17 protein-coding genes and 1 tRNA gene are annotated in these 19,935 nt (G+C 72.8%); 9 read left to right on the top strand and 9 right to left on the bottom strand.

The window, feature by feature from the left end:
• Positions 1-12 precede the first annotated feature (12 nt).
• The 4 genes from LMU33_RS32200 to LMU33_RS32185 all read right to left on the bottom strand — a co-directional run bounded on the left by LMU33_RS32200 (position 13) and on the right by LMU33_RS32185 (position 3,766).
• Complete coding sequence (locus LMU33_RS32200) at positions 13-1,131, bottom strand: acyl-CoA dehydrogenase family protein (RefSeq protein WP_228624318.1); 1,119 nt, start codon at positions 1,129-1,131, stop codon at positions 13-15.
• 1 nt (position 1,132) lies between these two features.
• The gene (locus LMU33_RS32195) at positions 1,133-2,068 is read right to left on the bottom strand and encodes a bifunctional MaoC family dehydratase N-terminal/OB-fold nucleic acid binding domain-containing protein (protein ID WP_228624317.1); all 936 of its coding nucleotides are present in this window, start codon (positions 2,066-2,068) and stop codon (positions 1,133-1,135) included.
• Positions 2,065-3,225, bottom strand: a complete 1,161-nt coding sequence (locus LMU33_RS32190) for an acyl-CoA dehydrogenase family protein (protein ID WP_228624316.1) — start codon at positions 3,223-3,225, stop codon at positions 2,065-2,067. Before LMU33_RS32190 ends, LMU33_RS32195 begins: the two co-directional genes overlap by 4 nt.
• A gap of 223 nt (positions 3,226-3,448) precedes the next feature.
• Positions 3,449-3,766, bottom strand: coding sequence for a hypothetical protein (locus LMU33_RS32185; RefSeq protein WP_228624315.1), 318 nt, complete (start codon positions 3,764-3,766; stop codon positions 3,449-3,451).
• Between the two features lie 359 nt (positions 3,767-4,125).
• On the opposite strand from LMU33_RS32185, the gene LMU33_RS32180 reads away from it, so the two are divergent.
• On the top strand, positions 4,126-5,004 hold the full coding sequence (locus LMU33_RS32180; protein WP_228624314.1) for a bifunctional DNA primase/polymerase: 879 nt from the start codon (positions 4,126-4,128) through the stop codon (positions 5,002-5,004).
• A 117-nt stretch (positions 5,005-5,121) separates the two neighbouring features.
• Here the strand turns inward: LMU33_RS32180 and LMU33_RS32175 are convergent.
• Both LMU33_RS32175 and LMU33_RS32170 read right to left on the bottom strand, forming a co-directional pair.
• Positions 5,122-5,208 (bottom strand) — tRNA-Ser (locus tag LMU33_RS32175).
• A 138-nt stretch (positions 5,209-5,346) separates the two neighbouring features.
• Entirely contained in the window at positions 5,347-6,894 is a 1,548-nt protein-coding gene (locus LMU33_RS32170; protein WP_228624313.1) for a S1C family serine protease, read from the bottom strand.
• Positions 6,895-7,153: 259 nt separating this feature from the next.
• Between LMU33_RS32170 and LMU33_RS32165 the strand changes: the two genes are divergently transcribed.
• From LMU33_RS32165 to LMU33_RS32155, 3 genes are all read left to right on the top strand, one after another.
• A complete protein-coding gene (locus tag LMU33_RS32165; RefSeq protein ID WP_228624312.1) occupies positions 7,154-7,984 on the top strand; it encodes a glycerophosphodiester phosphodiesterase in 831 nt (276 codons plus the stop codon).
• A 184-nt stretch (positions 7,985-8,168) separates the two neighbouring features.
• Positions 8,169-8,807: an ATP-binding protein gene (locus LMU33_RS32160; protein WP_228624311.1), complete on the top strand. Its 639-nt coding sequence runs from the start codon at positions 8,169-8,171 to the stop codon at positions 8,805-8,807.
• Between the two features lie 795 nt (positions 8,808-9,602).
• Complete coding sequence (locus tag LMU33_RS32155) at positions 9,603-10,568, top strand: DUF5926 family protein (protein WP_228624310.1); 966 nt, start codon at positions 9,603-9,605, stop codon at positions 10,566-10,568.
• 254 nt (positions 10,569-10,822) lie between these two features.
• Here the strand turns inward: LMU33_RS32155 and LMU33_RS32150 are convergent, their stop codons facing one another.
• Complete coding sequence (locus LMU33_RS32150) at positions 10,823-11,518, bottom strand: hypothetical protein (RefSeq protein WP_228624309.1); 696 nt, start codon at positions 11,516-11,518, stop codon at positions 10,823-10,825.
• Between the two features lie 174 nt (positions 11,519-11,692).
• Positions 11,693-12,358, bottom strand: a complete 666-nt coding sequence (locus LMU33_RS32145; RefSeq protein ID WP_228624308.1) for a bifunctional DNA primase/polymerase — start codon at positions 12,356-12,358, stop codon at positions 11,693-11,695.
• Between the two features lie 610 nt (positions 12,359-12,968).
• Between LMU33_RS32145 and LMU33_RS32140 the strand changes: the two genes are divergently transcribed.
• From LMU33_RS32140 to pdxR, 3 genes are all read left to right on the top strand, one after another.
• The gene (locus LMU33_RS32140) at positions 12,969-14,366 is read left to right on the top strand and encodes a PP2C family protein-serine/threonine phosphatase (RefSeq protein ID WP_228624307.1); all 1,398 of its coding nucleotides are present in this window, start codon (positions 12,969-12,971) and stop codon (positions 14,364-14,366) included.
• A gap of 156 nt (positions 14,367-14,522) precedes the next feature.
• Positions 14,523-16,007 carry an aminopeptidase P family protein gene (locus LMU33_RS32135; RefSeq protein WP_228624306.1) on the top strand — a complete coding sequence of 495 codons (1,485 nt, stop codon included), beginning with the start codon at positions 14,523-14,525 and terminating at the stop codon, positions 16,005-16,007.
• Positions 16,008-16,075: 68 nt separating this feature from the next.
• Entirely contained in the window at positions 16,076-17,440 is a 1,365-nt protein-coding gene (gene pdxR / locus LMU33_RS32130; protein WP_228624305.1) for a MocR-like pyridoxine biosynthesis transcription factor PdxR, read from the top strand.
• Positions 17,441-17,500: 60 nt separating this feature from the next.
• On the opposite strand, the gene LMU33_RS32125 is transcribed toward pdxR, so the two are convergent.
• The gene (locus LMU33_RS32125) at positions 17,501-17,947 is read right to left on the bottom strand and encodes an ATP-binding protein (RefSeq protein ID WP_228624304.1); all 447 of its coding nucleotides are present in this window, start codon (positions 17,945-17,947) and stop codon (positions 17,501-17,503) included.
• Between the two features lie 186 nt (positions 17,948-18,133).
• Here LMU33_RS32125 and LMU33_RS32120 point away from each other — a divergent pair, with 186 nt between their 5' ends.
• Together LMU33_RS32120 and LMU33_RS32115 are read left to right on the top strand one after the other, a co-directional pair.
• Positions 18,134-18,997: a hypothetical protein gene (locus LMU33_RS32120; RefSeq protein WP_228624303.1), complete on the top strand. Its 864-nt coding sequence runs from the start codon at positions 18,134-18,136 to the stop codon at positions 18,995-18,997.
• Positions 18,998-19,113: 116 nt separating this feature from the next.
• Positions 19,114-19,848 carry a YcnI family copper-binding membrane protein gene (locus LMU33_RS32115; protein ID WP_228624302.1) on the top strand — a complete coding sequence of 245 codons (735 nt, stop codon included), beginning with the start codon at positions 19,114-19,116 and terminating at the stop codon, positions 19,846-19,848.
• Positions 19,849-19,935 lie beyond the last annotated feature (87 nt).

The raw sequence follows: 19,935 nt of genomic DNA, 5'->3' as shown, positions 1-19,935 counted from the left end.
CGTGTTCATGGCTCACTCCCCACTCGCGATCAACTCCCCCAGTTCCTGGAGCACTTCGGCCCCGCAGCCCAGATAGGCGTCCAGCTGCCGGCCCCACAGGAAGTGCCGGTGCACCGGATGGTCGAGATCGGCTCCCGCTCCGCCGTGCAGATGCTGCCCGGTGTGCACCACCCTCTGCCCCGCCTCGGACGCCCACCAGGCGGCGGTCAGCGCATGAGTGGCGTACGGCAGCCCCGCGTCCCGCCGCCAGGCGGCCTCATAGGCGGTGACCCGTATCGCCTCGGTGTCCATGTGGGCGTCGGCGGCGCGGAGTTGAACGGCTTGCCGGGTGGCGAGCGGGCGCCCGAACTGCTCCCTGTCCGCGACGTGCGCCACGGCCCGGGCCAGGGAGCCCGCGCACACCCCGGCCTGGAGTCCGGCGAAGGCCGTGCGGGCGGTGGCGAGGACGTCGGCGTAGGCGTCCGGGCCGCCCAGCGGTTCGGCCGGTGCCCGGTCGAGGGTGAGCCGGGCCGCCGACCAGGGAGCCGTCAGTTCGACCGGGGTGATGTCCGCGCCCGGGCCGAGCGGGGCCAGCCACAGCCGGCGGTCGGTGTCGGCGACCAGGGCGTGGGAGGCGTCCCGGAGCCAGGGCACGACCGGGACGGTGCCGGTCAGCTCTCCCGGCGCCGAGGCGGCGGGTACGGCGCCCCGCACGGCCGAGGCCGCCGAAGCCCGTACGGAGTCGCTCGCCACCGAAGGTCGTGTGTAATCGCTCGCCACCGAAGCCCGTACGGCGTCCTGCGCCGGGAACGCCCCCGTCACCACCACCGACCCGTCCTCCAGGGCGGGCAGGAGACGGTCCCGTTGCTCCGGGCTGCCGTGGGCCGCGACCGCCAGGACGCCGTACACACAGCTCGCCGCGTAGGGCACCTGGGCCGTCCTACGCCCCTGTTCCTCCAGGAGCAGGACCAGGCCGAGCAGGCCCAGGTCCGCCGCGGCACCGACCAGGCCGGCCGCGCAGAGCGACTTCCACAGCGCGGGGTCGCTGCCGGTGCCGGCGGCCTTGAGGCGCTCGTGGGTGGCGAGGTCGCCGAAGATCCGCGCGGCCAGGTCACGGGCCTCTGTCTGGGCCTCGGTGGGTGTGAAGTCCATGTCAGGCCCCGCCCTCGCCGTGGCCGTCGACGACCCGGAAGACCGGGAGGACCTGCGCGCCCTCCGCGTCCTCGTAGGTACGGAACTCCACCTGGACGGGCAACCCGATGCGCACCTTGTCGTACGGCACCCCCGTCACGTTGCCCACCATCCGCACGCCCTCGGCGAGTTCGACCAGGCCGACCGCGTAGGGAGGGTCGAATGCCGGGAAGGGCGGGTGGTGCATCACCACGTACGAGTAGACCGTCCCCTCGCCGCTCGACTCGAGCGTGTCCCAGTCCAGGCAGCCGCACGCGTTGCAGCCCGGCAGCCAGGGGTGCCGCAGGGTGCCGCAGTCCGTGCAGCGCTGGATGAGGAGTCTGTGCTCGGTCACGCCCTGCCAGAACCCGGCGTTGTCCCGGCCCACGACCGGGCGGGGGCGCGGGGCCGGGGGTTTCCGGCGGGCCGGGGCGTACTTGAGGATGCGGAAGCGGTGCGTGCCCACGAGGTCGCCGTCGACCCGGACGTCCGTGCGGGTCGTGACGAAGTACCCGGTGCCCAGTTTCGTCGTCTTGCGGCCGGAGACCGACTCGATCACCGAGTCGAACGCGACCCGGTCACCCGGGCGCAGGGGCCGCAGATACTCCTGCTCGCAGTCGGTGGCCACCACGGCCGTACAGCCCGAGGCGTCGAGGAGGGACAGCAGCTCGTCGTAGGCACCCGTGCGGCCCTGGTGTCCGGACAGGCCGCCCATCGTCCAGGCCTGGAGCATGGTGGGCGGGGCGATGGCGTCCGGGCCGGAGTAGGCCGGGCTGGTGTCGCCCATGGCCTCGCACCAGTGCCGGATCATCGGCGCGTTCACCGGGTCCTTGCCCACCCCGGCGACGGCGGCCGGCCGACCCTCGTACGCCTTGAGCCGCGCGCCGAGCGGGTCGGGGACCACCTCGGCCGTGCTCATCGCCGCCCCCTCGTCATGCCGAGCCGCATCGTCGCGACGATCTCCCGCTGCACCTCGCTCACCCCGCCCCCGAACGTGTTGATCTGCGCCGCCCTGTTCAGCCGCTCCAGCTCGCCGTCCCCGAAGGCACCCGGCGAACCGGAGCGGACCAGGCCCGCCTCCCCGGCGATCTCCTGACACATGCGATACGTCGCGACAGTCGATTCAGTTCCCGCGAACTTCACCCCGCTCGCGTCCCCGGGGGCCACTCGCCCCGCCCCCACATCCGCCACCAAACGCCAGTTGAGCAGGCGCGATGCCGCCAGCCGGGCATGCGCTTCGGCCGCCCGAAAACGCACCCACGGCTCGTCAATGCGGCGCCCGCCCGTCACCGGATCGGGTGTACGGGCGGCGGTGAGCGCGGCGGCGAGGAAGTCCTCCGCCTGCATGCCGAGAGCGGCGAGCGCGACCCGCTCGTGGTTGAGCTGGCCGGTGATCAGCGACCAGCCCTCGTTCTCGGCGCCGACCAGGCTGTCGCCCGGGACGCGGACGCCGTCGTAGTACGTGGCCGTCGTCGTCTGCCCGCCCACCGTCTCGATGGGCGTCCAGGAGAACCCCGGCGCGTCGGTCGGGACGACGAGGACGGAGATGCCGCGGTGTCTGGGCGCCTCCGGGTCGGTGCGGCAGGCGAGCCAGATCCAGTCGGCGTGCTGGGCGCCCGAGGTGAAGACCTTCTGCCCGTCGATCCGCCAGCCGTCGCCCTCGCGCACGGCACGCGTGCGCAGCGAGGCCAGGTCGGTGCCGGCGGACGGCTCTGTGTAGCCGATCGCGAAGACGGCCTCCCCGCTGAGGATGCGGGGCAGGAAGCGGGCCTTCTGCCGCTCGCTGCCGTACTTCATGAGGGTGGGGCCCACGGTGTTGAGCGTGACCATGGAGACGGGGGCGCCGGCCCGGTACGCCTCGTCGAAGAAGACGAACTGCTCGTCCGCGCCGCGGCCCTGGCCGCCGTACTCGACCGGCCAGCCGAGGCCCAGCCAGCCGTCGGCGCCGATGCGGCGCAACAGGGCGCGGTCGTCGGCCGGTTCGCGGTGTTTGCGGGGGTCCGGGAGCACGGTGCGGAAATAGGCGCGGAGTTCGGCGCGCAGGCGCTGCTGCCGCTCGGTGGGGGCGAGGTGCACGGCGGGCCCTCCCGGCCTCGCGTACCTGACAGGACGGTTCCTGACTGTCCGTCAGATACGGTCGGGTGTCAAGGTCGTCGCGGTCGTCGCTCCCCCGGAACCAAACGGCACAGGGCGCGGGAAAACGCCTGCGCGGCGGCACCGGAGTACCGCCGCGCAGACGTGTTACGACCCCTGAGCACACCCCACGAGGGCCCTCACCGGGAGGGACCTCGCCCGAGGCTCACCACAGGTCGGTGAAGTGGATGGCCACGTTCTCGTTGCCCTGCTGGACGGCCGTCCAGGCAGAGCCGTTGACCTGGGCGGTATTGCTCTGGGTCGAGGCACCGTTGCCGACCGCGTTCTGCTGCGTGGTCGAGGAGTTGCCGTTGTTGTCGTGGCCGACTCCGCTGCCGATGATGCCCGCCACACCGGTGTTGGCGCTCGATCCGTTGTCCGCGAGCGCACCGTTGTCCGCGGCCGCGACGCCACCGAAGAGAGCGGCTGCGAGCGGGAGCGCGGCGACGGCGGCGAGAACGCGGGCTGTACGGATGCTTGCCATGTTGTTCCTCCAGAACCGAGAACTGTGCGGCCCTAGGGCCGGAAGTGCGTGAAGTTCGGCTTGTGTCAGGGCAGTTGGCCGACCGCTCCGACGGTGGTGGACGACGTCGCGAGATCAGAGTTGCCCACCGAATCCCCGGCGAACCACCCCGAAAGCCCGATTCGCACGCAAGCGTGATGACAAGTCGATAAACCCCTATCGCCATCTTTCGTGACGTAACCCACCAGGCGCTGGCTTTCACATGCCAAGCGGCACAAGGGATGAATCTTTCCGTCACACATCCGGCCAATTTCCCCGGCCCCGGCGCGCCGCGGCCGCCTCCCCTTCCCTTTTTCGAACGTACGTACGAACATGGAGGCATGGCCTACACCGACCGGCAGGCCACGACGCTGGCCCTCGCACACGCCCTGTCAGCCGCCGAACGCGGCCTGTCCGTCATCCCCCTGTCCCGGACGAAGCTGCCGGCCCTGCGCTCCCCCCACCGCGACGACCCAGACCCCGCCGGACCCCGCTGCCACGGCGAGTGCGGCCGCTTCGGCCACGGCGTGTACGACGCCTCGACCGACCCCGTCCGCATCCGCGAGATGTTCGCCGCGGCGCCCTGGGCGACCGGCTACGGCATCGCCTGCGGGCTTCCGCCGTACCAGCTGATCGGCGTCGACCTGGACACCAAGTCCGGCACGAACTCCTCGACCGCGCTGCGCGAACTGGCCCTGCGCCATCTGTTCACCATTCCGGAGACCGTCGTCGTGCGCACCCCGAGCGGCGGGCGCCACCTGTGGCTCACCGGCCCGCCGGACGTCGTCGTACCGAACTCCGCCGGGCGCCTCGCCCCCGGCATCGACATCCGAGGCGCCGGTGGCTACCTGGTGGGCCCCGGCTCCCGCACCGACCACGGCGTGTACACGACCGCTCCCGGCACCGCGCACCTGACCCCCGCGCCCTGCCCGCCGTCCCTGCTGCGCCTGCTGGTGCCGCCACCCCGGCCCCCGCATCCGCACCCGAACCCTCCGGACGCCGGCGACCACGGCCGCGGCCTGGTCCAGTTCGTCCTCTCCGCGCACGAGGGCCAGCGCAACACCCGCCTCTTCTGGGCGGCCTGCCGCGCCTACGAGAACGGCATCGGCCCCGCCCTGGCCGATCCCCTGACCGAGGCCGCCCTGGGCACCGGCCTGTCCGAACGCGAGGCCCGCGCGACGATCGCCTCGGCGGCACGGATGACGGGCCACCGGCCGTGACGACCGTGGCGCGCCCCATGACGACGGTGGCGGGCTGAATGCGGAAGGGGTGCCTCTCTGCGAGAGGCACCCCTTTTCGACTGCACCGGCCACGACCCGTACCGGCTATGACCTGTGCGGAGGCGGTGGGATTTGAACCCACGGTGACATCGCTGCCACGACGGTTTTCAAGACCGTTCCCTTCGGCCGCTCGGGCACGCCTCCCCGCGCTGCCGGAGTCCGGCGGCGCGGGTACACATTACCGGGCCGGGCCAGGCCGTGGTGGGCCGGTTGTGCCGCGCGAAGAAGCTCCGTCACAGAAGCTCCTCGGTGGGGCAGCCCAGGCGCACGTGCGGCGCAGGGTCAGTTGTCGCCCGCCCGGGAGCCCAGGGTCAGGTCGACCGTGTGCTCCTGGCCGCCGCGCTTGTAGGTGATCGTGACCTTGTCGCCGGGCTTGTGGGTCCAGATCTCACCGATCAGGGTCGGGCCGCTGTCGATCACCATGTCGTCCAGCTTGACGATGACGTCACCGGGCTTGAGACCCGCCTTGTCGGCCGGACCGCCCGACTCGACCGCGGCGGAGCCGGCCGCGCCCTGGTCGGTGATCTTCGCGCCGGCGGTGGAGTCCTCCAGCGAGACGGAGGCGCCGATCTTGGCGTACACCGGCTTGCCGGTCTTGATCAGCTGCTGGGCGACGTACTTGGCCTGGTTGACCGGGATGGCGAAGCCCAGGCCGATCGAGCCGGACTGGCCGGAGCCGAAGCCGCCGCTGCTGCTCGACTGGATCGCCGAGTTGATGCCGATGACCGCGCCGGAGGCGTCCAGCAGCGGGCCGCCGGAGTTGCCCGGGTTGATCGAGGCGTCGGTCTGCAGGGCGCTCATGTACGACGCCTTGCTGGTGGAGCTGCCGTCGCTGGAGGCCACCGGGCGGTTCTTGGCGCTGATGATGCCGGTCGTCACCGTGTTGGACAGGCCGAAGGGGGCGCCGATGGCGATCGTCTCGTCGCCGACGGCCACCTTGTCGGAGTCGCCGAGGGGGAGGGGGTTGAGGTCGGACGGGGGGTTCTTGAGCTTGATGACCGCCACGTCGTAGCCCTGGGCGTGGCCGACGACCTCGGCGTCGTACTTCCTGCCGTTCGGGAACGTGGCGGTCAGCTTGCCGCCGTCCAGCGAGTCCGCCACCACGTGGTTGTTGGTGACGATGTGCCCCTGCTTGTCGAAGACGAACCCGGTACCCGTGCCGCCCTCGCCGTTGGTGCTCTCGGCCTCGATGGTGACCGTGCTCGGCAGCGCCCTGGCGGCCACGTTGGCGATCGTGCCGGGCGCGCGCTTGACCTGCGCGGCGCTGCTGTCGGAGGCGGAGACGGTGGTGGAGCCGCTGTTGTCGTCGTTCTTGGCCAGGGTGTAGCCGAGGCCGCCGCCCAGGCCGCCCGCGACCAGCGCGGCCACCAGGACCGCCGCGACGAGGCCGCCGCGTCCGTTGCGCGGCTTGGGGGCGGGCTGCTGGTACGACGCTCCCCAGCCGCCGGGGCCGCCCGGACCAGCCGCACCACCGGCGCCGAAGCCGCCAGCGGCACCGGCACCGCCGTCGCCGTGGAACGCGCCGTCACCATGGGGCGCGCCCTCGCCGTACGGCGGGTTGGCCGGGGGCGGAGGCGGCCAGGAGCCGTCGGGGGCCGGGCCCTGGGCGGGCGGGCCGGACGCGTGCGGGGCGGCGGCGTACGGGGTGGCGGGCCGGCCCGGCTGGGTTCCGGGGCCGGCCGGGGCGTCCTGGGGGACGGGCGGGAGGGTGGCCGTCGGCTCGTTGCCCTCAGGGACGGTGCCCTGCGGGGAAGCGGCTGGAGAGGCCACCGGCACGGGAGGTGCGGACGGGGCCTGGGGTACCTCGTTGCCCTCGTTCTCGGTGCTCACAGCTCTTCTCCTCGGTCCACGGCTGTTGTTGTCGGTCGCACTCGGTCACGCTCGGCAGCTGTGCATGTGCTGTGGTCAGTCTTCACTGTGCCGTTTGTATGCAGTCAGCTTTTCCCACGAGCCGTCAGAGCACCATAAGCGGTGGCTGTGGGTCCATGACCAGTCCTTACATTGGGCCTTACTGGCAAAAGTTACATAAACGGGCACCGGGTGCGCCCCGGCCGCACCGCACACCCCCGGACGGTGGCACCATGACGCGGTGACCCACGCACTACAGCGCTCCGTCCAGGTCGTCGCCCACCGAGGCGCCTCCGAAGACGCGCCCGAGCACACCCTGGCCGCCTACAAGAAGGCGATCGAGGACGGCGCCGACGCCCTCGAGTGCGATGTACGGCTGACCGCCGACGGCCATCTGGTCTGCGTCCACGACCGGCGCGTGAACCGTACCTCCAACGGCCGCGGTGCCGTCTCCGCGCTCGAACTGGCCGATCTCGCCGCGCTCGACTTCGGCTCCTGGAAGTCGCGCGACAGCTGGCGCGGGCGGGACGAGGAGCCCGACTGGGAGCACCGGCCGGAGGACCGCGAGGAGACCTCCGTGCTCACTCTGGAGCGGCTGCTGGAGCTGGTCTCGGACGCCGGGCGGCGGGTGGAGCTCGCCATCGAGACCAAGCACCCCACACGCTGGGCCGGCCAGGTCGAGGAGCGGCTGCTGACGCTGCTGAAGCGGTTCGGCCTGGACGCGCCGGCCTCGGCGGCCGAGTCCCAGGTCCGGGTCATGAGCTTCTCGGCGCGTTCGCTGCACCGCGTGCGTGCCGCCGCGCCGACGCTGCCGACGGTCTACCTGGTGCAGTTCCTCACGCCTCGGCTGCGGGACGGACGGCTGCCCGCGGGCGTGCGGATCGCGGGGCCCTCCATCCGCATCGTGCGCAACAACCCCGCCTATGTGGAGCGGCTGCAGGGCGCCGGTCACCGGGTGCACGTGTGGACCGTGAACGAGCCCGAGGACGTCGATCTCTGCGTGGAGCTGGGCATCGACGCCATCATCACCAACCGCCCGCACGCGGTCCTGCGACAGCTGGGGCGCGCGTGAACTCAAAAGGCCGGTAAGGAGCCCCGTCCGCCCCCTTGACCCCGCCTGCGACTGCCGGAATCCTCCACTCTCGGCCACACCACTGAAATCCAGCCACTGGAGTCCAGCCATACGAACGACCCGAGGAAAGGTCTTCGTCACAGGGAGTGCTCCGGCGCGTTCGCTCCGTGCAGGGTCGTTGCGAATGCGTCACCGGAAGAGGATTGGCCGGTTTCCGGTACAGGCCAATGGGGCATCCACACCGTGGCGTGGGGCAAAGGAGGTCTCGGGGGTGGCGTTGGTGGTGGCACAGGAGGTGCCCACGTCGTCGAGCATGGCCGTACCCCATGGCCCTGCGGGCGTGGGGAAGGCGAGGCACCGGATGCGTTCGCAGTTGCGCAGCGGGGGCGTGTCCGAATCGGTCATCGACGATGCCGTACTGATCCTTTCCGAACTGTTGAGCAACGCCTGCAAACACGGGCGGCCCCTGGGCAACGCGCTGGCCGGGGACGGCGACGTGCGCGCCGCGTGGCAGGTCGACGCGCGGGGCCGGCTCATCGTCGAGGTGACGGACGGCGGCGGTCCGACCCGCCCGGTGCCGGCCACCCCGTCGGTGACCGCGCACGGCGGCCGCGGGCTGAACATCATCACGGCGCTCGCCGACGACTGGGGCGTCCGCGACGACGTCCACGGCGAGGTGACGGTCTGGGTGGTGGTCCACGACGGCGTCCACGAACCCGATGCCGGGTGCGGCCGGGACGGTTTCGCTACGCGCGTCACGTCCCCCGCACTCCAGCCCCTCCCCGGCATGGACTTCGCGGACGTGTTCGACGACCTGGACTGAGGCGCACGGTCGGGGAACTGGACCGGCCGGCACGGTCGCGAGCCCGGACCGTCGAACACGGTCGACGGCTTGGGCTCAGTGGCACGGTCGAGAGAACCGGACCGACGGTGCGGGCCGCAGCCGAGGAACCGAGCCACACGGCAGAGAACCCCCCAGCTCGGCGGACGCGGTCGAGAACCTGGACCTGCGGCTGGAGCCCGAGGACCTGAACCGGCGGACGGGACAAGAGGGGCAGCACCGACGCACACGGTGGACGAGCCGGGCCGACGACGAGCGCGGTCCAGGGCCTGAGCCACGCCGTGGAGAACCCCGGGTCGGTGGAAGCGGTCGAGGACCTCGGCCTGCGGATGGAGCCCGAGGGCCCCACCGACCGGCGGAGACCGGGAGCCGGGTCCGGCGGGCGGAATCCGAGGCCCGCACCGCCGGACGGAGACCGGGAGACGCACCGACGGACGGAGACCGGGAGACGCGCCGACGGACGGGGACCCGTCCACTCAGCCGACGGACAAAGGCCAGGACCGGCGTGCGAGGGCTGCACCGGGCGGTCGTGCACCGCACCGAAGTCGTGGACTGAACCGCCGTCAAGAACCGCCCCGCCGGTCACGAACCGCCCCGCCGGTCGAGCACCGCCGTCGGCAGGAGCACGACCGAGCCGCAGGGCACCCCGAAGTTGTCCACAGGTTCACACCGTTGGCGTCGTGTGGGCGTGCGTTGTCCACAGGTTCCAGCCGGTCATGGCCTGAACGGCTAGGCTCGCGCCCGTACGAGAAGAGCCGTAACCGGGAGACACCCACGATGGCCAAGAAGCGACCCCAGACAAAGGCCGAGCGGCCGCAGCTCAGCGATGCGGAGGTCCCGGTTGTCGGCGCCCGCGAGCCCTGCCCCTGCGGCAGCGGCCGGCGCTACAAGGCGTGTCACGGCCGGGCCGCGGCACACGCGGTGACGGAGCTGGTGCACCGCCCGTTCGAGGGGCTGCCCGGCGAGTGCGACTGGGTGGCGCTGCGCGAACTGGTGCCGGCCGCGACGGTCGAGCTGACCCTCAAGGACGGCCTGCCCGAGGGCGTCCCGTCGGTCACGCTGGCCACGGTGCTGCCGATGGCCTGGCCCGCGCTGCGCCGCGACGACGGCTCGGTCCTGCTCGGCCTGCAGAACGACACGGCGTCCGGTGACCTCAGCCGCGACCTCGCCGACACCCTCCAGCGCGCCCTGCAGGCCGAGCCCGGCACCCCGGTGCAGGGCCGCCGAGCCCCGGCCGGCGGTCCGCGGCTGCAGGACGTGCTCGACCTCCAGGCGCCGTTCGAGCCGGTCGTGCACAGCGGCTTCGAGTTCTGGGTGCCGGACGCGGAGAACGCCACGCCCGAGGTGACCGCCTCCCTGGAGCGGGCCAACGACGCCGCCATCCCGACGGCCAGACTGAGCGGTGTGGACGCCGCGTACTGGTGCGAGACCCCGGAGAAGAACCACCTGCGCTGGGTGATGCCGCATCCGGAGGAGCAGCTTCTGGACGCTCTCGCGCGGCTGCACGCGGCGGGCCGTTCCCGCCTGGGCGAGGGCACCCGGCTCGTGGGCTCCTTCCGTGCTCACGGCCTCACCGTGCCGGTCTGGGACCTGCCGAGCGGGGTCACGGCGGACGACGTGGAGAAGCCTGCCGCCGAGTTCGCCGAGCGCCTCGCCGCCGCCCTGGCCGTCACCGAGCCGCTCACCGTGGACGAGCGCCGGGCGCGTGGCGGACTGACCAACCGGCAGGTCACGCTCAGCTGACGCCGCCGCGCGCGTCTGACTACTGAACGGTCGGTAAGGCGCGCGCACGGCCGGCGAAACAGGTGACTCCTGTCACAACTCCCCCTGGTAACAGGGAAATCGGTGGCCGAATGCCCCAGCCGGAATTTGCGAACCGCCGATCTCTTGTTACCGTTCCAGTAGCCCGGTTGCTGGTGCATCCCCCGTCGCCAGCAACCGGGTCTTTCCATGCCCGCGTACGACGTGGACAGCGCGTCGCGGAGCGTCAACCACCGTTAACTCTTGTTATCGATACGTGAGTTGCCGTCGGTGTGCGGGGAGTCGCTGCCCGAGCGCAGCAGCAGCCTGCCGTCGGCCCCGCGCGTGGCGAACTCGGTGACGGCCGTGTAGGCGTCCATGCCGCCCCGGCTGCGTTCACGGGGCGTCTCGCAGGTGGCGGGCTCGTCGTCGCCGCCCGTGACGCAGCGGATCTCCAGGCTGTGGCCGCCCGGACCCATCAGGCTGAGCACGGCGTCCAGCGACTTGCCGGTGGAGTTGCGGTAGTAGGTGCGGGCCCAGGTGTCGGTGTCCTGCGACAGGACGCAGGTCTGCGCCTCGATGCCGTCGGGGGAGGTGAGCTGGGGACCGCACCGCATGGCGGTGCCCAGGCCCAGTTCGAGCAGCCGGGGGGACCGGCCGAGCGAGGGCAGCTTGGCGTCCTCCGGCCCGGAGCCCCCCTCGCCCCGCCCGGAGCCCGGCTCGCCCCCGGCGGCCTCGTCGCCCCCGGAGGCGCGTCCCGAGGTGTTCTCGAAGGCGCGCCCCGAAGCGCCCTCACGCCCAGCGGCCCGTACGGCGTCCCGAGCCTTCCCGGTCCCCGCGTGTCCGCCCGCCCCGCCCACCTGCCCGGCGGACGCCACGGCGAGCGGCAGCGCGACCGCGGCCGTCACGGCACCCAGGAGCGCGAGCAGCCGCAGCTTCCGGGAGTCCGGCACGCTCGCCGCGGTCGGCCCCACCCCCGACGACCGCGCCGCACCCCGCACCGATCGGCGGCCGTGCCGCCCCGATGGCCCCCCGGAGTACCGGCGGCCATGTCCCCCAGACATTCGCAGCATGTGCGGAAGATAACGAGCCGACGCGGCTCGCGGCCCCGCCCACGCCCGACACCACTACAACTCGGGCGCGCTCACACCCGTACGAGTGAGGGCGTCGACCACGGCGTCCACCACGGCCTCCACATCGGGCACCCAGGGTGAGGACGAACCGGGCAGCGGAGCGCGCTCCCAGCGGACGGTGCCCTGGCCGGTCTCGGTCGGGGGCAGGGCGAGGTAGCCGCCCTCGCCGTGGAAGCGCAGGGAGCCGGGGACGAAGTCCTTGGCGTAGAGCAGTTCGCCCAACTGCTCCATGGAGTACGGCTTCACCAGCAGCGCCCAGCGGGTCGGCGAGGCGATCACCGGGCCGAGGCGCATGCCCCGCCGGTCGAGCAGGGCGAGGGCGCGGGAGGCGGCGAGCGCCGGCAGGCTGACCGCGCAGGGCGCCTTGCCCCCGGTGGCCAGGATGATCGGCGCGCTCGGCCGGTTGGCCCACCACCAGCGCACCATGCGGGCGTCGGTCGTGGCGGCGAGCAGACCGGGGTCGAAGGGGTGCGCACCGGGCACCGTGCACTCCGGGTCCGGGCAGCCGCAGCGGGCCCGGCCCTGCGGGTCCGGGGCCACGCCCGGGAGTACGGGCCACTGCCATTCGGTCGCGAAGGTCAGGGCCGCGCTGATCAGCTCAGGCCTCCCGTCGTTCCGCCTGGACAGGAGCCTGCGTCGCCTTCCGAGGATCTCGCGCATGAGCGCTCGTTCCTTTCCGTTGCACCGCTGGCAACACCGTGGTCCACATCACATCATGTGTCGATCACTTCACTGTGCGTACCTGTTGGCGCATCACGCCCCTGCGTACGGCAGGGGGAACCCCAAGGGGTCGAGCATGGGCCGCGTCCGCGTCCATAGTGCGTCTTTCAAAGGCACGGTTGCGGCGCGGGGGTGGCGAAGTATGGCGTTTTGCCGTCGCGCGTATTTCTCTCCGCCTCCGCCAGGGAGGATGGGGCTCGGCCGTCGGTGGCTATGACGCCCGGGTCCGTCGCCAGGTTCCGGGTGGTCCCCAACCACCCCTGGCCTTCACCGAGTACGTACCCATCACGACCGCTGTGACGCTGCGTGGAGCAAGGCCAGTCGACCGCAATGGACCGATACCTGGTGCAGTTTTCAGCCAACTTGGCAGTAAGGCAAGGGGTTCGAGGGAAACCTCGTCCGACTCATGGACACCAGGAATCCCCGCAGGACAATGCTGGACATCCCCTCACGAGTGCGTGTACATGTGGAGACACTGCTAGCGGCGCAGAATGACATGGGGGTTTGCGATGCTTTTCAGCAATACGCACCGGTCTGAAGGCCGGACGCCATGAACGCCCCGCACCCTCCGAAAGTGGCTGGAATCGATCCAGCGGTTCCGACGCCCGCACACACTGCGCCCACTCCCCCCGCCGTCGGCGCCGGTCCCTGCCCGGACACCGCTCCCGTCCCCGCCCCGAACACCCCCGCGCCCGGCGCCCTCCTCCAGGACCGGCTGGCCGGCTGGGTCTCGGACCTCACGACCCTCCACGAACTGACCGAGCGCCTGTCCCGCACGAACGCTCTGGAACCGGCCCTCCACGAACTCCTGCGCGCCGGAGCCGCCCTCGTCGGCGCCCGCCGCGGCCTGGTCGCCCTGGAACCCGGCGACGGACTCGGCCCCCGCACCACCCTCGGCCTCGGACTCGGCCGGGCCGACCTCGGCCACATCGAGACCGTCCCGCCCGGCGCGCTGCCGTACGACACCGGCACGGCCACCGAGATCGTCCACCCCGACCTGCTCGCCGAGGAGGGCCTCGACCCCCGGCACCGGGAGGTGGCCGCCCGCCTCGGCTACGCCGCCAGCTACGCACTGCCCCTCGCCACCGACTCCGCCGGCCGCCTCGGCGCCGCCGTCTGGCTCTACGACGAGCCGGCCGAACCCGACGAGCGCCGGCGCCACCTGGCCGGCCTCTACGTCCGGTTCGCCACCGAGCACCTCGCCCGCCTGCTGGAGGTGGAACGCACCCGCGCGCGCGTGGCGACCATCACCGAGGAACTGCTGCCCACCCGGCTGCCCCGCGTGCCCGGCGTCCAGCTCGCCGCCCGGCACCGCACCGGCCCGCGCGGCGGCGGCGACTGGTACGACGCGCTGCCGCTGCCGGACGCCGCGCTCGGCCTGTCGGTCGGCTCGGTCACCGGCTCCGGCCCGAGCGCCGTGGCCGCGATGGGCCGGCTGCGCGCCAGCATGCGCGCGTACGCCGTGATGGAGGGGGAGGACCCGGTCGCCGTCCTGTCCGACCTGGAGCTGCTGCTGCGGCTGACCGAACCCGCCCGCTCGGCCACCGCCCTGTTCGCCTACTGCGAGCCCGCCCTGCGCAAGATCACCCTGGCCGGCGCCGGACACAGCCCGCCGCTGCTGATCGGCGAGCGGCGCACCGAGTTCGCCGAGACCTCCGTCTCCGCGCCGCTCGGCATGCTCGCCTGCTGGGAGGCGCCGAGCGTCGAGTTCCAGGCCGAGGCCGGGGAGACGGTCCTGCTCTACACCGACGGGCTGCTGCACCGTACCGGCGACCCGACGGACCGCGCCTTCGCCCGCCTGCACACGGCCGCCGCGAGCATCCCGCGCGCGCTGCGCCACGACCCCGGCGCCGTCGCCGACCACGTCCTGCGCACCGTCCTGCCGGACGGTCTGGACGAGGCCGACAGCGAGGAGGACGTGGTGGTGCTGGCGGCCCGCTTCGACTGAGCCGGCGCCCCGGGGGCTGGCATGAGCGGGCATAACAGGTCATCCGACCCCGGTCCGCCCGCGGTACGACCGTACGATGATGGAGGCCCCCGCTCGGCCACAAGCAGGAGCGCGCGGGTCCCGGGGGAGATCACATGGCGTATCGAGGAGGATCACGTGTCCGACGAGCTCAACCCGGCTGTGCCCGACTCTGCTACCGCAGAGGGCCCGGAGACCGAGTCCGAGGAGCCCATCAAGCAGCGGAAGAACGGCCTGTACCCGGGCGTCTCCGACGAGCTGGCCGAGAACATGAAGTCCGGCTGGGCCGACACCGAGCTGCGTGATCTGCAGGCGATCCCGCAGGCCGCCGAGACCGCCCGCCGCCGCGCCGCGCTGTCCGCACGATTCCCGGGCGAGCGCCTGGTGATCCCGGCGGGCAACCTGAAGACCCGCTCGAACGACACCGAGTACCCCTTCCGCTCCTCCGTCGAGTACGCGTACCTCACCGGCAACCAGACCGAGGACGGCGTCCTGGTGCTGGAGCCCAAGGACGGCGGCCACGAGGAAACGATCTACCTCCTGCCCCGCTCCGACCGCGAGAACGGCGAGTTCTGGCTCTCCGGCCAGGGCGAGCTGTGGGTCGGCCGCCGCCACTCCCTCGCCGAGTCCGAGGCGCTGTACGGCATCCCGGCCGCCGACGTGCGCGAGCTGGCCGACAAGCTGCGCGAGGCCACCGGCCCGGTGCGCGTCGTGCGCGGCTACGACGCCGGCATCGAGGCCGCGCTGACCGACAAGGTCACCGCCGAGCGCGACGAGGAGCTGCGCGTCTTCCTCTCCGAGGCCCGGCTGGTCAAGGACGGGTTCGAGATCGGCGAGCTGCAGAAGGCCGTCGACTCCACCGTCCGCGGCTTCGAGGACGTCGTGAAGGTCCTCGACAAGGCCGAGGCCACCTCCGAGCGCTACATCGAGGGCACGTTCTTCCTCCGCGCTCGCGTGGAGGGCAACGACGTCGGCTACGGCTCCATCTGCGCGTCCGGCCCGCACGCCTGCACCCTGCACTGGGTCCGCAACGACGGCCCGGTCCGCTCCGGCGACCTGCTCCTGCTGGACGCGGGCGTGGAGACCCACACCCTCTACACCGCCGACGTCACGCGCACGCTGCCGGTCAACGGCACGTACAGCGAGATCCAGAAGAAGATCTACGACGCCGTGTACGAGGCCCAGGAGGCCGGTATCGCGGCCGTGAAGCCGGGCGCCAAGTACCGCGACTTCCACGACGCCGCCCAGCGCGTGCTCGCCGAGAGGCTCGTCGAGTGGGGCCTGGTCGAGGGCCCGGTGGAGCGCGTCCTGGAGCTGGGCCTGCAGCGCCGCTGGACCCTGCACGGCACCGGACACATGCTCGGCATGGACGTCCACGACTGCGCCGCCGCGCGGACCGAGACGTACGTGGAGGGTGTCCTGGAGCCCGGCATGGTGCTGACGGTCGAGCCGGGCCTGTACTTCCAGGCCGACGACCTGACCGTGCCGGAGGAGTACCGGGGCATCGGCGTCCGGATCGAGGACGACATCCTCGTCACCGAGGACGGCAACAGGAACCTCTCGGCGGGCCTGCCGCGCCGTTCCGACGAGGTCGAGGCGTGGATGGCCGCGCTGAAGGGCTGATCTGGGTTTCAATGGCCGGGTACCGGGAAGGTGCCCGGCCATTTCGCGTGCCTGGGGGGAAGGTTCTCGTGAACGACTTCTGGTCCGGTGTCGGTGTCGATCTGCATCTGGAGCCGGACTCGGCGGACGGGCGCCGCACCGGCCTGGAGCGGGCCCTGAGGGACGCCATACGGGACGGGCGGCTCGTGCCCGGGACCCGGCTGCCGGCCACCCGGCGGCTCGCCACCGAGCTCGGCATCTCGCGCGGCACCGCCAAGGCCGCCTACGACCAGCTCGTCGCCGAGGGATACCTGACGGCGCGCCAGGGCTCGGGCACCCGCGTCGCCGAGCTGCCGCCCGTCGCATCGGCGGAGCCCGGCACGGCGGCACGCACGCGTGCCCCGCGTTTCGATCTGCGCCCCGGCAGCCCGGACGTCGGCGCGTTCCCGGCGGCGGCCTGGCTGCGCGCGCTGCGCCGGGCCATAGCGACGGCACCCTCACTGGCGTACGACTACGGCGACCCGCGCGGCCGGATCGAGCTGCGCACGGCGCTCTCCGGCTATCTGGGCCGGGCGCGCGGAGTCCTCGCGCCGCCGGAGCGGATCGTCGTCACGTCCGGATACGTCCAGGGCCTCGCGCTGCTCACGCGCGTGCTGCACGGCGCCGCCGTCGCCATGGAGGACCCGGGACTGCCGTTCCACCGGGAGGTCGTGCGGCGGGGTGGCGGAACGGTCCTGCCGGCGCCCGTCGACGCGCGAGGGGTGCGCCCCGAGGGGCTCGGCGAGGCCGCCGCCGTGGTGGTCACGCCGGCGCACCAGTACCCGACCGGGGTGACCCTGCACCCGGAGCGTCGGCGGGCGCTCGCCGACTGGGCACGCGCGCGTGGCGGGCTGATCGTCGAGGACGACTACGACGGCGAGTTCCGCTACGACCGCCAGCCCGTGGGCGCGTTGCAGGGCATGGCACCCGGCCAGGTGGTGTATCTCGGCACCGCCTCCAAGACGCTCGGCCCCGCACTCCGGCTCGGCTGGATGGTGCTGCCGCCGCACCTGGTCGACGCGGTCGCCGACGCCAAGCTGCACAGCGACCACCACACCGAGACCATCGGCCAGCTGGCCCTCGCCGAGCTGATCGACAGCCACGCGTACGACCGGCACGTGCGCGCGTGCCGGCTGCGCTACCGGCGCCGCCGGGACCAGTTGCTGCACCGGCTGGGCGCGGGCCGGAGCGTGCGCGGGATCGCGGCGGGGCTGCACGCGTTGATCGACGTGCCCGACGAGGCGGAGGTGCTGGGCCGCGCGGAGGCGGAGGGCCTCGCCCTGGGTGCCCTCGGCGACCACTGGCACGCCCCTGGCGAGCACCGCCCGCAGGGCCTGGTCGTCGGCTACGGCACGCCCCGCGAGCGGGCGTATCCGGAGGCGCTGGAGGTGCTGGCGAAGGTGCTGGACGCCTGAGCGGGGCTCACGAGGTGCCGTGCGCCTCGTGCGTCCGCGCCACCCGGCAAGCACCCCCGGCTATGCAGTCAGCAGCGAGGGGTCCTTCGTCCACTTGAGGATCTTGTCGAAGCTGACCACCGTGCCGCCCCGGCCGGGCTTGGCGCCGATGTGGACGTGGTCGGCGAGTTCCCGGATGAGACAGAGCCCGCGGCCGTGCTCGGCGTCCGAGCGGGCGGGCCGCAGCTCCTGGGCGTGGAAGAACCCCGGCCCGGAATCCGCCACTTCGATACGGCACTTCTCGCCGTCGAGATACGCGGTCACCCGGTACGCCTCCGAGGTGCCGCCGTGCGGCGTGTTCCCGCCGTGCTCGACGGCGTTCGCGCAGGCCTCGGTCAGGGCGACGGACAGGTCGTAGGAGATCTCCGGGTCGACGCCCGCCGTCTCCATGGTGCCGATCAGCAGCCGCCGGGCGAGCGGCACGCTCGCGGCCTCGCGGCGCAGATGGAGTGACCACCAGATGCTCATGCTCCAGCCTCCTGGCCGCGGAACGACATACCGATACGTATTGCCGCCCGTAGGGGACCGTAAGCACACAGTTGACGTGACTCCGCCCATACAGCCGATGCGTTTGGGGAGGAATCAGTGTATGAGGGACGATCCCCCGGCCCTGCCACAGGCCGCCGGTAGGCGCAGTGCGATGATGAGGCCGCCATGACTGCCCCCCACGCGCGCACGGCGCAACCCGGAGCCGGGCTCCGGATCCTGCGGGCCGCGGTGTTCGCCGCGGTCTGCGTCGCGCTGGCCGCGTGCGGGCACACCCTCGCCTCCTGCGCGGGCGTGCCCCTGTGGACGCTGGGCGCGGGCTTCCTCGGCTGTCTGCTGCTCGTGGTGCCGCTCGCCGGGCGGACCCGCTCGCTGCCGGGCATCGCCGCACTCCTCGCGCTCGGCCAGACCGCCCTGCACACGCTGTTCGGGCTGGGCCAGCACGGGACCGCCATGGCCGCCGGCGGGATGGCGACGGGGTCGATGGGGTCGATGCACTCCACCGGCCCGGCGGGCTCCTCGCTCAGCGACCCCGCGCTGGTCGAGCAGGCCGCGCGACTGCTGTGCGGGGCGAGCCCGACCGCCCTGACCCCGGGGCGCGCCTTCCACCTGCTGCTCGCCGCTCACCTCGTCGACCGCTCGGGCCGGCCCGTTGCGGTCATGGGCGGCACGCACCACGCGTACGACGCCACCGGCTCCTCCGCCGGGCTGCTGCCCTCGCTGCCGATGCTGCTCGGCCACGCCCTCGCGGCCGTCGCCGCGGGCTGGCTGCTGCGGCGCGGCGACCTGGCGCTGCTGCGTCTGATCGAACTGTCGGCGCACGGAGTCACAGAGGGGGCGCTCGTGCGGTCCCTGCGCGCTGCGCTCGCGCTGACGCGCGCCCTGTGCGCCGGGCTGCTGCCCGCCCCGCGGCTCCTCCCGCGCGGCCGTCGTACCGCCCGGGACGAGGCACCCGACCCGCACACCATCGCACTCCAGCACACGGTGATCCGCCGCGGCCCGCCCGCCGCCGGCTTCCGTCTCGCCTCCTGACGCGACGCGCGCACCACTCCACGGATCCGGGGAGAGAGCTGCCGCCGTCGCGCGGCACGCGCGCGTGCGCGTACCTCTCTTCCTCACCGGAACTCTCAGAGTGGAGTGCTCCTGCCATGCAGGCTTCTCGTATCGCTTCCCGTGCCCTCGCCGCCGCCGGCGCCGCGGGCACGGCCGTACTGGCGCTGTCCGTACCCGCCTTCGCACACGTCTCCGTGCAGCCGGAGGGCGCCGCGGCCAAGGGCGGCTACGCGGTCGTCGACTTCAAGGTCCCCAACGAGCGCGACAACGCCTCGACCACCAAGGTCGAGGTCGACTTCCCGGCCGACCACCCGCTCGCCTCGGTCATGACCCAGCCCGTCGCCGGCTGGAACGTGCAGGTCACCAAGACCAAGCTGGCCAAGCCGCTGACCATGCACGGCGAGAAGATCGACGAGGCCGTCACCAGGGTCACCTGGACCGCCGCCGACGGCAAGGGCATCCAGCCCGGCTACTTCCAGAAGTTCCCGCTCTCCCTCGGCGCCCTGCCCGAGAACACCGACCAGCTCGTCTTCAAGGCGCTCCAGACGTACTCCGACAAGGAGGTCGTGCGCTGGATCGAGGTGCCGCAGGCCGGGCAGGACGAGCCGGAGAACCCGGCTCCGGTGCTGCAGCTGTCCGCCGCGGCCGACGACCACCACGGCACGGCGGAGGACGCCTCCGACAAGGCCGCGACCACGGCCGCCGCCGATTCCGGATCGGGCTCCCACGACACCGACACCACCGCGCGCGTGCTCGCCGTGGCCGGCATCGCCGTCGGCGTCGCGGGCGTCGCCTACGGCGTCCTCGCCGGCCGCCGCCGGACCGCCTAGGCCGTTCCGGACCGCGCACCGGGGGGCGTGCGGCGCGTGCGACGCTGTCCTGGCTGTCGTACGCCCCCCGGTGCGCGCCGGATTACT

The sequence above is a fragment of the Streptomyces barringtoniae genome, assembly GCF_020819595.1.
In the GTDB taxonomy this organism is placed as follows: domain Bacteria; phylum Actinomycetota; class Actinomycetes; order Streptomycetales; family Streptomycetaceae; genus Streptomyces; species Streptomyces barringtoniae.
The sequence above is the reverse complement of the archived record's forward strand: the minus strand, read 5'-3'. Positions and strand labels throughout refer to the sequence as shown.